Raw genomic sequence first — 12,791 nt, forward strand, 5'->3', positions numbered from 1 at the left:
GGTTTATCTAAATTTGTTTTGTAATTCACGCTATTCGGTACGTCGACGGTTCGACGGGCTCATTCACCCAGCAGTTCAACTACCTCATGACCATTTTTATTGACGACCGACCCATTCATTTAAAGGGTTCAAAGAAGGCAGCCAAATTGCAGGACGCTGCGCTGGATAACCACGTGGAGTACGACCGGATCATCGACGCCCGTCTCGACGGCCTGAAGCTGGGCATGTTGAAAGGGCATCTCCTGGTGCTCAATGCGACGCCCGTTACCATCGAAAAACTGGTCAACTTGCTCAATAACTACGAAATGGGCGACCTAAGCTCGGTTACCCTGGTGGCCGCTGAAAAAAAGGCCGTTGAGGAGAAGTTTAAAAGTATGTTCAGAATTGTCCGGGCCGCGGGCGGGGTGGTGTTTAAAGAAGATAAAATGCTGTTGATTTTCCGTCGTGGCAAGTGGGACCTGCCCAAAGGCAAACTCGACGGGGAGGAGCAGTCGCGGGTGGCAGCCCTGCGGGAAGTGGAGGAAGAAACCGGCGTTGTAGCCACGCTCGAAAACCGCATCTGTACGACCTGGCACACGTATACGCTGAACGGCAACCGCATCCTGAAAAAGACCAAATGGTATCACATGACCTGCGTCGACGATGCCAAAATGGCGCCCCAAACCGAGGAGGACATCGAACGACTCGAATGGATGGACCCCAAACAAACGGCCCTGGCCCTCACCAATTCCTTCAGTTCCATCCGGTATGTGATCGAGGAGGTGAACGGGAAGGTTATAAAGGAATGATGGATAGTAACTTTGCCCCTAAATCCCCTTTTGGGGATTTAGGGGCAAAAAGCGAAAGGCCTACCTTCATGATCCATCATTTTAATTTGTACGGCAGAAAATCGTCGATGTTTTTGGAATACCGGTGCAGTTCGCGGATGATGCTTGAACTGATGGGGGCGAGGGACGGGGACGTGATCAGAAAGACGGTTTCCACGTCTTCGTACACGTACCGGTTGACTTGCGAAATGCTGTTTTCGTACTCAAAATCCGTGGTGTTGCGCAAACCCCGCAGCAAAAACCGGGCGCCCAGACCGCGGGCGACGTTGGCGGTCAGGTCGTCATACGATACGACTTTCACCGCCGGATAGGCCGCAAAGGTCTGCTCGATCAGACCGGCCATCACGTCCAGCGGAAAATACCGCTGTTTGCTGGCGTTCCGGCCAATGCCGATGAAAATTTCATCAAAGAGTTTGAGTCCCCGTAACACAATGTCTTCATGTCCCTTCGTAAACGGGTCGAAGGAGCCGGGAAAGAGCGCGATTCGTTTCATAAAGGTGGGAGAAACCGGGTGGTGGCTGGCTGGTTAATGGAAGGTCAGTTGGTTGCCTGTTCTTACTCGATCAGCGTGTTTCCGTACAAGCTGAAATACCGGTGTTCCGGTAGCTCATCGAACGCCGGTGTCAACTGCAAGCCGGGCAGTGTTGAACCGAAGCGGATGTTGGGCAGAAACTGTTCGAGGGCCGTATAGATTTCGGCAAAAGGTGTGATTTCACCGAACAAAACCACCTGCAATTCTTTCGGTTCGGTTTTCAATTCGTTGATAACGTACAGGATGTAATACACCAGATCGGTGGCATTTTTGTAGGCAAACCGGTTGCAGAACCTGAATTCTCCGCCTTTTCGATAAATAACCGTAACGGATTCATCCTCAAAATTCAACGATAATTTCTGGTCTGAATTCAGCACCGAATCCGTCAGCGACGTGGCCTGAATCAGCGTGCTCGACTGGTGAACCAGCGTGATCTGCTGCAGGGGATACGTAGCTGATAACCAATCAGTCAGGGCATTGTCGACGCTGAAAACCGCCTGAAAATCTTCTTTTTTGTGGGCATATGCCAGCGCATGTTCCGAACTGGAAAGCGGATTGCCGCGCATCAACTGGAGGTACTGCCCTGCGTATTCTTTCCGGAACAGACCCGATGGCACCAGCGTAAACGAAGGCGAGTTGACCGACACTTGAATGCTTTTCCAGTAGGACGACTGAAGGATCGGGTGATTTTGGTAAATGGTTCGTAATGAGGGTAGTAGCGGGTTTTCGGTCAGCAGGGTCGGAAAGGTGTACTCCTCCAGCCAGACACACCGGCGGGGGTGGGGTTCGACCACACAAAACCGGAATCGTTCCTTGCCCATCTCCAGGCATAGCTGGTACGAGCCGGTCGTTGACACATCAAAAGAATCTTCCCGAATGGCGACGGTTGGGGTCACAGTAGCTAGGGTCTCGATACGCACAAAAAAAGTGATTGGGTTAACAGGTACAGTGGGAAGTTATATGTTTTCCAATTTTGGGAACATATGGTGAGCTAAATGTACAAAAATACCCGACAGACCACCGCTATTGTTTCAAATAACCTTTTAAGTGGAAGACCTCCTCCATAGACTGGCACAGGCGGAACATGCGGTGGACCTCATTTTCGGGGTACGTTTTGATTTCCTCGAACGTCATCAGCCGCACTTCGGTAATGATCTGGTTTTCGGCATCCATTTCCGGGTCGAATCCCTGGCGTAGCTGACCACCCACGATGCGGACGTCGAAAAACAGCTCCATCGCGTGCAGGGGCGTCTGCATGAATTCATTGACAAACTGGAGTTCGCCCACTTCAATGTCCAACCCGGTTTCTTCGTGAAATTCCCGAACGAGGGCTTCATAGGCGGTTTCGCCGTACTGGGGGCCACCGCCCGGCGGACACCAGAAGGTATCCGTGGGGCCAATGCCCCGGTGACGGACCATCAATAGTTTTCCGTCGATGAGGCACAAACCGCATACCCGCAGCCGCAGGCGATTGCCGTAGAGCCGCTTTACTTCTTCGCGTGCAATATCCAAGTTGATTTCTGGTGGTTTCAGCCCGCAAATATAGGGAGAATTAAGAGTTAAGAGGTATGCTTTTTTGCCCCTAAATCCCCCAAAGAGGACTTTCAGCATCTGGTTTAAGCGGTGTTCAAGTCCCCTTTAGGGGATTTAGGGGCAAAAAAGCATAATTTTCAACTCAATAGGGGCTTCCCGAAATGTAGCTTTCCAGGGAGTGAATGCGGGCTTTCTGGTCGTGGATGATGGCCGAAACGACGTCGTTGATGGAAATAATGCCAATGAGTTGGCCTTCGTCGACGACGGGCAGGTGGCGAATGTGTTTGTCAGACATGATCAGCATGGCATCTTCCAGGCGTTGATCGGAGCTAATGGTGATCAGGTTGGCGGTCATGACCTCTTCGATCAGGGTGTCTTTCGATGCCCGGCCTTTCAGAATCCCTTTGCGGGCATAATCGCGTTCGGAGAAGATTCCCGACAAATTTCCTTCATCGATCACCAGAACGGCGCCGATATTTTTGGTAGCCATGGCTTCCAAAGCTTCATAAACCGTCGTATTGGATGTGACGGAATAGATGGTGTTGATCGTTTTGCCTTGCAAAACCTGACGGATTTTCATGGTTTAAGGAAGTTTGGTAAATGGGTTGGGATCAAAATAAAAAAAAGGTATGATAAAAGCAATGCGGTGTTGCATTTTGGAAGCTATATGCCTCAATATTCTTGGAATTGTCAAAACTTGCTTGGTGATTCAAGGGTGACTGTCGATTTGTTTTTAAAAAGAAGTCCGCCTAAGTTTGAAAAAAAACCGCCTATGATTTCCTTTCCATCGCATGTTCTCAGACTGATCAGTGGGTTGTTGTTCTTCGGAAGCCTGAGTCTGTCGTGCCAGCGGCCACCGGTCAAAGCCGAGCAGGAAGACGCCAATCCGCTGGTGGGTTCCTGGGAAAAAGTGAATCCCTCGAAGTGCAGTCAGATGTACCCGGATGTGATCGAGTTCAGCGCGAACGGAGTATACCAAACGCAGTCGGAAGTGACCTCCGTGGCGATGGCCTGGGATGCCGGAACGTATGCGGTGGACCGGCAAATCGTAAAGATCGCCAACGCTACGGAAGTTTCGAAGCCCTACCGGTTTGTAATCAAGAACGAAATCGTTACGTTTGAGGATGAGCAGGGGTGCCGGTTTCCGTACCGGCGTATGTAAAAATCGGTTGAAAAAAACCGGCTGTTATTCCGTATATTCGTACAATGAATGATACTCTCACGCCCGCAGAATTGCTGGCGAAACGCTTCCCTTTCAAGCCTACTCCCGGGCAGCAGCACTTCTTTGAGCAGATGAATCCGTTCATGATTCGGACTGAACATGAAAATTACCGGGATTGCTTTTTGCTGAAAGGCTATGCCGGAACCGGAAAAACCACCCTCATCAGTACGCTGATCAAAGTGTTGCCCAAATTTGGGTTCAAATCCGTTTTGCTGGCACCCACGGGCCGGGCGGCCAAGGTCATGGCCAATTACTCGAAGCGCATGGCCCAGACGATTCACCGGAAAATTTATCGCCAGGTGGCCGACTCCAGTTCGGGAAATCTGGTGTTTCAGCGGCAGAAAAATTACCACGAAGACACGGTTTTCATCGTCGATGAAGCCTCCATGATCAGCGATGATTCGGAGATCGGCATGAACGGTTTGCTGGCCGACCTGGTCGACTTTGTGTTCGAAAACCCCGGAAACCGCCTGATGCTGGTGGGGGATGTGGCGCAGCTTCCGCCTGTGGGCAAGGAACTCAGCCCGGCACTCGACAAAGGCTACCTGGAGCGGCATTTCGACATGGTGGTGGTGGAACAGGAGTTGATGGAGGTCATGCGGCAGGACGAACATTCGGGTATTCTGCTGAATGCGACCAACTTACGCGATGTGCTGAACGACCCGAATCCGAAGATTCATCTGAATGTTCGAAAATTCCGGGACATCTATAAAATGACCGGTGAAAAGCTGGAAGACGGAATCCGGTATTGCTACGACAAATACGGGCGCGAAAATACCATCATCATTACGCGTTCCAACAAGATGGCCGTGCAGTATAATCAGTACATTCGCCGGGCCATCAACCAGTGTGAAGAAGAACTCGACGCGGGCGACATGCTGATGATCGTCAAGAATAATTATACGGTTTTGGACGACGATTCTCCGGCGGGTTTTCTGGCCAACGGGGATTTTGTGGAGGTGATGAAAATTCGTAAACGCGAAGAGCAGCACGGCCTCAAATTTGCCACCGTCACCCTGCGGCTGGTCGATCTGGAGGAGCAACCCGAGTTTGAAACCAAGATTATTCTCGATACACTGTATTCCCCGCAACCGTCGCTGGGGCGGGAAGAAAACAAGCAGTTGTACGAGAGCGTCCAGCAGGATTATTTTTACATCAAATCGAAAAAGGAACGTTCCGAAGCCATCCGTCGCGACCCGTATCTGAGTGCCTTGCAGGTGAAGTTTGCCTACGCCCTGACCTGCCACAAGGCGCAGGGCGGGCAGTGGCCGGCGGTTTTTGTCGATCAGGGGTATTTGCCCGACGGGCAGGTGAACCAGGATTTTGTGCGGTGGCTCTACACGGCCATCACCCGGGCCACCGACGAAGCGTTTCTGATGAATTTTATGCCGCAATTTTTTGGAAATACTTCCCATGAACCTGACTGAGTTTACCCAAACCCTCACCAACACCCAACCGCCGTTTGGTCTGCACCCGGTTGCCGAAGCCCTCTGGTATGACGCCAAAGGCAATTGGGAACAGGCCCACAACATCGCCCAAAGCAAGGAAGGTACCCGCGACTATGACCGGCTGCACGCCTATCTGCACCGCAAGGAAGGCGACGAGTGGAACGCCGGATACTGGTATCGCCGGGCGGGCGCAACGGTTTTTGCCGGCTCGCTGGACGACGAATGGAAGGAGTTGGTTCAGATTTTTCTGGCGAAATAAGCGATGAAACGACTATGCTGGGTGACCGTTTTGCTGCTGGCCGTCCAGACGGTTTGGGCGCAGGACTGGAAAGCCGGGGTTGCCCGGACGGTAATTACGCCCAAGACATCGCAGTGGATGGCTGGTTATGCGGCCCGTACGCGCCCTGCCGATGGCAAACTTCATGATCTGTGGGCCAAAGCCCTGGCGCTGGAGGACGAAAAAGGAAACCGGGTGGTGCTGGTGACTACGGATCTACTCGGTTTCCCCAAAAAACTCTCGGACCAGATCCGGGAGCGACTGAACCGCCAGTTCGGGCTGTCGAAAGCGCAGATTCTTCTGAACAGTTCGCACACCCATTCCGGGCCGGTTCTGGCCCATGCGCTGTATGACATTTACCCGCTCGATGCCGGTGAATTGGCGAAAATTGACCAATATACCCGACAACTGGAAGACCAGATTGTGATGTTGGTTGGGAAAGCCCTGAAGGACCTGGAACCGGCAGAATTGTTCGCTCAGAACGGTGTAACGCGGTTTCAGGTCAACCGGCGCAACAACAAGGAAAGCTCACTGCTGGAACAAACCGAACTGAAAGGCCCAAATGATCACGCAGTGCCGGTGATCAAGGTGCTTGGTAAATCGGGTAAACTCAAAGCCATTGCCTTCGGATACGCCTGCCACCCCACCGTGCTGGATCAGTACCAATGGTCGGGCGACTACGTAGGGTTTGCCCAACTGGAGCTGGAAAAAGCGCATCCGGGCGCGATGGCACTGTTTTTTCAGGGAGCCGCCGGGGATCAGAACCCGATGCCCCGCCGAACCGTGCCGCTGGCCCGGCAACACGGTCGGGAACTGGCCGTAGCCGTGGATCGCGTGCTCGAAGAACCCATGCGAAAACTGACGGCCCAGGTTCGTACGGCGTATTCAGAAATCGACCTCCCGCTGGCGGCTCCGCCTTCGGAAGCCGAATTGACAAAAACCAGCCAGGAAGGGGAGAGTTACATGAAACGCTGGGCCATCCGGATGCTGGCCGAAAAAAAGCAGGGCAAGCCGGTGTTGAACCATTATCCGTATCCGTTGCAGGTGTGGCAGTTGGGCGACCAACCCCTGCTGGCGTTTGGGGGTGAACTCGTCATCGAATACGCCAATGCGTGTAAAAAGCGGTTTGGCCCCGACGTCTTCGTGCTGGGGTATTCCAACGATGTGATGGGTTACATTCCGTCGGCAACGGTTTTGAAAGAAGGCGGGTATGAAGGGGCTTCGTCGCAGATGGTCTACGGTTTGCCGGGTCTCTGGGATGCCACCGTTCCGGACCTGATTAGTCAGGAAATCAACCGCTTAGCCGGGCAGGTGGGGCTGAAACTCAGAAATTAAAATAATTTGTTGAAGCGGTTGTTCAAGTTTCGTGATGACCAACCCAAAAAACAGACATTATCTTTTCTTAAGTTATTAATAATCATAAATTTAGGCCGAAAACGTTGCTGGTATGCCAGGGAGTAAGGACCCGCTTGCCAGTCATCGGTTTGTTGAACGAGACAAACCAGCCAATCTGGAGAATGGATCCGGGAGTTGAACGCATCAGAACGAGTAAAGCAGAACCATGCATTTCGATTGTTTTGTGCCATGTCCTCTCATCTGCCGGTTTATCAATTGCAGACCTTTTCTGATTACGAGCCCAATACGCACTTTCACATGGAACGTCTTGAAAATCTGGTGAAGGATTTCAAGGCCAGTGATGAACCCCATTCACACACCTTTTATCTCGTGATGTGGGTGGAAGACGGTGTTGGAACCCACACTATCGAGGCTGAAACCCACGCGGTCGAGGCCCACAGGCTGTATTTTCTGGCACCAGGAAAAAGGCATAGCTGGAAAGTGTCGACCGACACCAAAGGCTACACGATTTTCTTCGATTCCAATTTTTGTCGGGGGCGGTTTGGAAAAAAGATCTACCGCTACCCGTTTTTTCATTCCCCAAAACACCAGCCCTGGCTGGCTGTGACGGATCAGCAGGCGGTATTCAGCGACCTCTTAAATTTTGTTTACCGGGAATATGAGGGAAATCAGCCCAATCGCTACGAAGTAATTTTGTCGGCTTTTCATATTGTGCTGGAACTGGCCGATCGGTTATACAACCAATTGTGGACAGATGATGATACCTACCAGTATGATCGAATTCGTCAATACGAGCAATTAATTGAGGAGCAATTTCTGACGGTTCGGGAAGTAAGCGCGTATGCCGCCCAGTTGCATGTGACACCGCATTACCTGAATCAGCTCTGCAAAAAGATCGCTGGTAAAACCGCCAGCCAACTCATACAGGAGCGAATACTGCTGGGAGCGTACTATTTTTTACGGCATTCAACGGCCTCTATCAAGGAAATTGGGTTTCAGTTGGGCTTTCAGGACCCCTCTTACTTTGTCCGTTTTTTTAAAAAAAATGCGGGCGAAACCCCCGCCCATTTTCGGATAAATCATAAAACTAAACGATGATCTGTACCATGAAAGGTTGGTTTTGTCTTAGTTGCAACACGCGTACGGCGGTAATTTTGTGCGATTTGTAGACGTTCCTCTTTTCTCAAAACAGGTATTTACTTTATTTTTTATCAGTACTGCTGGTAAAATCAATGTCTGATAATGGGTGGTTGGTTGTGGGGTCTTGAATGGAGTTAATAACGTACATCATTCGATCAAATATACCTTCGGTAGGATCAAACTGCCGCTATGCCATCGGTTACGGGCTGTAGTGTATTCCTGGGCGGAAAAGACGCGAGCTGCTGCAAATTCGTTTGCAACTCACTGTTTTTTTCAACCAACTCAACTCAATGAAAAACCGTAACGTAACACGGGTTTGGTATGCCGTACTTTTTACCATTAGTTTTTTCTCTTTCGAATCCAAGGGGGATTCAGCACTTTCCCTGCCGGGCCTGACCACACCAACCTCCTACGAACCCGTCCCCGTCAATCGGCAGCGGTATCTGGGCGTCACCATCTTTAACTTCGAAAATGACCCCCGGGTCGACGACGAGCGCATCGAACATTCGGCCGCAGCGGGCTGCAATGCCGTTGAAATCACCATCAACTGGGACCGGGTTTACCCCACCCGCCAGAGCGTGGCCAACTGGAAAGTGGTTGATTCACACGTTCAAACCGCCTTGCGGCTGGGCCTGAAGATTGCCCTGCGGATTCATGTCGGTCGTGAAATCAAGTTTTTGGGCGATTTTTGGGAGACCAACGAGACCATGCAGGCGGCTGACGGGTCACGGAGTACGGGCAGTGGCATCACGCAGTTTAGCTATGCCCACCAGCCGACCATTGAACGGGCGAAGGATTTTGTGAAGGAAACCACCCGGCGGTATCTCTATTTACAGCAGCAGAATAAACTGCTGTTTTTCTCCGTGGTGGCCTCACCCGCCCTCGAATCCGAATATTCGCCGGTGCTCGACAAGGCCGATGGTGCTAAGGTGGTCATTGCCTTCGATTACAGCGATCCGATGAAAGGTGCCTTCCGGCAGTGGTTGCAGGAAAAATTCACGCTATCGGAGCTCAACAAGCGCTGGAATACCGGTTTTGGCGACTGGAATGCAGTGACGCCACCCGGCAACACGACCAGCGATCCACGGGGCATCTTCAGCGCCAATCGCCGGGGGCTGGATTGGTACGTTTTTCGGCACCGCCTGCTCGAACGGTTTTTGAACGACATCACGAGCACGATCAAGGGTGTCGATGGGTCGATTCGGGTGGTCAATCAGCACGGGGCCGTCTGGGATCGGCTGAGTGGTCTGCGGGGCACATACGCTTTCAAGAGCCTGAACCAGAACTCGGATGGGCTGAAATTCAACGACGGACCCACCTACAACCACCGGTTTTCGATGGATCTTGTGCGCAGCAATTTAAAACCGGGTGCGTTCATGATCAATGCGGTCGACGGAATGTTCTGGCAGACGGTTTCGATTGGTACGTACTACGATCAGGTGAAGGAATGTTTTGATCACGGGGCGTCTATGTTGACGCTGGCCAATTTCGGGGGAAAAGATGCCCGCGCCACCCTTACGCAGTTGGTCGATCGGGTCGTAAATGCCGGTTTGCTGAATCCGCCCGTTACGCAGGTGCAAACCGGCGGCAGCATCAGTTACAAACTGTCGGAAATTCTTCGGGACACTTATACCCCCATCACCAATCGCTGGACGGATCAATACACTAAGTCCGGAAAAAAACCGGTGCAGGTTACACTGATCGAAGATTTGCTGGATGAGATGGATGAGCCCGCCCCAGCCCCGGCTCCCGTCCCTACACCGGAGCCTGAACCCGCCCCTGCCCCCGCCCCAGAACCTGCCCCGGCCCCCAAGCCGGAAGGACCGGTAACGGGTAGTTTCGACGGCTTCCTGGATAAAGTGGAATGTGGAACGATGCGCGGGTGGGCCTGGGATCGGAACAAACCCAACGCGTCGGTGACGATTGAATTTTCGGCCGACGGCAAGGTGATCGGAACGGCGGAAGCGGATATTTACCGAACGGATCTGGAACAGGCGGGAAAGGGAAATGGGAAACATGCCTACAGCTTTCCGACGCCGGCGAGTCTGAAAGATGGCAAATCCCGCCAGATCAGTGCCAAAGTTCGGAACAGCACCTTTACCTTGAAATATGCCCCCAAATCATTGACCTGCCCCTCGCCGGTGAGAACTTCCGTGGCGTCGGCAGAACGGGGTTTGATGGTGACGGTTTTGGGAAATCCCGTTGGCGAGCAAACGAGCGTGGAAGTTCGGGGGGTGCAAGGAAAAACCGTTCGTTTTCAACTCAGTGACGTCCGCGGGCGAATCATCAGCGAGCGGGCGGTAGAAACCGCCGGAGCCGTTGAAAGACAGCAATTCAATCTGGACCGCGAACTGACGGGTCTGCTGTTGTTACGGGTGGTATCAGGTCAGGAGGCCGTAACCGTAAAACTGCTAAAACCCTGAAAATGTCTATTTTGAATAAAAACAGCCCAAACGACTCATTTGGGCTGTTTTTTTGCTTGATAAAGCCGTGTTTATTAAAAAAAAAGGTAAAATAGAGTAGTATTTGTCTGACACCCTCAATAATTCTGGTGATTGGGTAGCCACGTTTCGTCACGCATTCTGTACTTTTGCAGGGCTGATCCGAAAGGACAGCCTCTGTTCATTCTTCATCGACTTCTGATTGACCGACCGGCCTGCCTGACTTGAGGACGGTTTTTTTGTGCCTTTTTACGCTGCAATTACCATTTCTAATTTGATAGTATGACTAATTTATCACAGCAACTGGAAATTCTGTTTTCGGCAGAAGACCAGATTCCGGATGAATTTCGGATCGAAGCATTGCATCAGCGGGACTACCTCGTGGATGGCGAAATCCGGCAGTGGGACGGCCCGACGCAGGAGGTGGTGTCGCCGATTTTTGTTCAGACGCCCGCCGGTCTGGTTCGGAAAGTGATCGGCAGTTACCCCTTGCCGGTGGATGACAACGAAGCCCTGGATGCGCTGGACGCAGCCGTTCGGGCTTTCGACAGCGGTCGGGGTGCCTGGCCGACGATGTCGGTAGCGGATCGGATCGAGTGCATGGAACGCTTTGTCGGAAAGATGATGGAGCAGAAAAAGGCCGTCGTCAACCTGCTGATGTGGGAGATCGGGAAAACCCTCGCCGACTCGATCAAGGAGTTCGACCGCACCGTGCAGTACATCTACGACACCATCGACGCTTTCAAGGACGTCGATCGCGCCGGTTCTCGTTTCCGGATCGAGGAGGGCATCATCGGCCAGATCCGGCGTTCACCCCTGGGAGTCGTTTTGTGCATGGGACCATTCAATTACCCGCTCAACGAAACCTACACCACGCTGATTCCAGCCATTTTAATGGGCAATACGGTTTTGTTCAAACCCCCGAAACACGGCACGCTGTTGCACCATCCGCTGCTCGACGCGTTCCGGACGTCGTTCCCAAAAGGGGTCGTCAATACGGTCTATGGCCGGGGAGCTACCGTGGTTCCAACGCTGATGAAGTCGGGCAAGATCAATGTGCTGGCGCTCATTGGGTCGAGCCGGGTGGCCGACAGCCTCAAAAAGATGCACCCCAAAAGCAACCGTCTGCGGGCGGTTTTGAGTTTGGATGCCAAAAATGCCGCCATCATTCTGCCCGATGCCGACATCGAGCTGACCGTAAAAGAGTGTATGCTGGGCGCGATGTCGTTCAATGGGCAGCGGTGTACGGCCCTGAAAATCCTGTGGGTACACCGGTCGGTGGCCGACGTTTTTCTGCAACGCATGGGCGAAGAACTGAACAAGCTGAAACCCGGAATGCCGTGGAGCCAGGGAGCGCAGGTAACACCCCTGCCGGAACCCGGAAAACCGGCCTATCTGGATGCGTGTCTGCGGGACGCCGAAGCACAGGGTGCCCGGATTATGAATGAAGGGGGCGGCACAACGGTGGAATCTTTCGTCTTTCCGGCCCTGGTGTATCCCGTAAAAGAAGGTATGAAACTCTACCGCGAGGAGCAGTTTGGCCCGGTGGTTCCGGTGGTGCCTTTTGACGATATCGATGAGCCGATTGCCTACATCATCGACGCGGATCACGGCCAGCAGGTTAGTATTTTCGGCAGCGAAAGCGCACCGCTCGCGCGTTTGATCGATCCGCTGGTCAACCAGGTTAGCCGGGTGAATATCAATGCACAATGCCAGCGCGGCCCGGATACGTTTCCGTTTACGGGTCGGAAAGATTCGGCAGAAGGCACGCTGTCGGTGGAGGATGCGCTGCGGTCGTTTTCCATCCGCACCGTGGTGGCCACGAAAGATACGGCGCAGAACAAAGCGATTCTGAACGACATCGTCGAGCAGCACCAATCCGAATTTTTGTCGACGAAATTTATTTTTTAATTCATTGCCATAGCCGGGTCCGCCGTGCCTTTTATCCAACATTGTCCGGGGTGTTTCGATGCAGATTGGAAAAAGGTACGGCGGTATCGCCGGATTGCATTATA

Annotated in this window: 12 protein-coding genes; 8 read left to right on the plus strand and 4 right to left on the minus strand. The window is 52.5% G+C overall.

Annotation, left to right across the window (positions count from 1 at the left end; all coding sequences use genetic code 11):
• The first annotated feature begins 86 nt into the window (after window positions 1-86).
• A complete protein-coding gene (locus ACO064_RS28870; protein ID WP_421830653.1) occupies window positions 87-788 on the plus strand; it encodes an NUDIX hydrolase in 702 nt (233 codons plus the stop codon).
• Window positions 789-864: 76 nt separating this feature from the next.
• On the opposite strand, the gene coaD is transcribed toward ACO064_RS28870, so the two are convergent.
• The 4 genes from coaD to ACO064_RS28890 form a co-directional block, all read right to left on the minus strand.
• Window positions 865-1,320 carry a pantetheine-phosphate adenylyltransferase gene (coaD, locus tag ACO064_RS28875; protein WP_421830654.1) on the minus strand — a complete coding sequence of 152 codons (456 nt, stop codon included), beginning with the start codon at window positions 1,318-1,320 and terminating at the stop codon, window positions 865-867.
• Window positions 1,321-1,382: 62 nt separating this feature from the next.
• On the minus strand, window positions 1,383-2,255 hold the full coding sequence (locus tag ACO064_RS28880) for a DUF3822 family protein (RefSeq protein ID WP_421830655.1): 873 nt from the start codon (window positions 2,253-2,255) through the stop codon (window positions 1,383-1,385).
• Between the two features lie 127 nt (window positions 2,256-2,382).
• Window positions 2,383-2,871, minus strand: coding sequence for an NUDIX domain-containing protein (locus ACO064_RS28885; protein WP_421830656.1), 489 nt, complete (start codon window positions 2,869-2,871; stop codon window positions 2,383-2,385).
• A gap of 163 nt (window positions 2,872-3,034) precedes the next feature.
• Window positions 3,035-3,472, minus strand: coding sequence for a CBS domain-containing protein (locus tag ACO064_RS28890; RefSeq protein ID WP_114404893.1), 438 nt, complete (start codon window positions 3,470-3,472; stop codon window positions 3,035-3,037).
• A gap of 192 nt (window positions 3,473-3,664) precedes the next feature.
• On the opposite strand from ACO064_RS28890, the gene ACO064_RS28895 reads away from it, so the two are divergent.
• From ACO064_RS28895 to ACO064_RS28925, 7 genes are all read left to right on the plus strand, one after another.
• A complete protein-coding gene (locus tag ACO064_RS28895) occupies window positions 3,665-4,054 on the plus strand; it encodes a hypothetical protein (RefSeq protein WP_421830657.1) in 390 nt (129 codons plus the stop codon).
• A gap of 44 nt (window positions 4,055-4,098) precedes the next feature.
• Window positions 4,099-5,541 (plus strand): ATP-dependent DNA helicase, encoded by a 1,443-nt coding sequence (locus ACO064_RS28900; RefSeq protein WP_421830658.1) that lies wholly within the window; start codon window positions 4,099-4,101, stop codon window positions 5,539-5,541.
• Window positions 5,528-5,821 (plus strand): hypothetical protein, encoded by a 294-nt coding sequence (locus ACO064_RS28905; protein ID WP_421830659.1) that lies wholly within the window; start codon window positions 5,528-5,530, stop codon window positions 5,819-5,821. The genes ACO064_RS28900 and ACO064_RS28905 overlap by 14 nt, the downstream gene beginning before the upstream one ends.
• 3 nt (window positions 5,822-5,824) lie before the next feature.
• Window positions 5,825-7,174: a neutral/alkaline non-lysosomal ceramidase N-terminal domain-containing protein gene (locus ACO064_RS28910; protein WP_421830660.1), complete on the plus strand. Its 1,350-nt coding sequence runs from the start codon at window positions 5,825-5,827 to the stop codon at window positions 7,172-7,174.
• A 318-nt stretch (window positions 7,175-7,492) separates the two neighbouring features.
• Window positions 7,493-8,293, plus strand: coding sequence for a helix-turn-helix domain-containing protein (locus tag ACO064_RS28915; RefSeq protein WP_421830661.1), 801 nt, complete (start codon window positions 7,493-7,495; stop codon window positions 8,291-8,293).
• Window positions 8,294-8,625: 332 nt separating this feature from the next.
• On the plus strand, window positions 8,626-10,758 hold the full coding sequence (locus ACO064_RS28920; RefSeq protein WP_421830662.1) for a beta-galactosidase: 2,133 nt from the start codon (window positions 8,626-8,628) through the stop codon (window positions 10,756-10,758).
• Between the two features lie 300 nt (window positions 10,759-11,058).
• Window positions 11,059-12,687: an NADP-dependent glyceraldehyde-3-phosphate dehydrogenase gene (locus tag ACO064_RS28925; RefSeq protein ID WP_421830663.1), complete on the plus strand. Its 1,629-nt coding sequence runs from the start codon at window positions 11,059-11,061 to the stop codon at window positions 12,685-12,687.
• The last annotated feature ends 104 nt before the right edge of the window (window positions 12,688-12,791 follow it).

Origin of the sequence: Larkinella sp. (genome assembly GCF_965227735.1) — a bacterium.
GTDB lineage: Bacteria > Bacteroidota > Bacteroidia > Cytophagales > Spirosomataceae > Larkinella.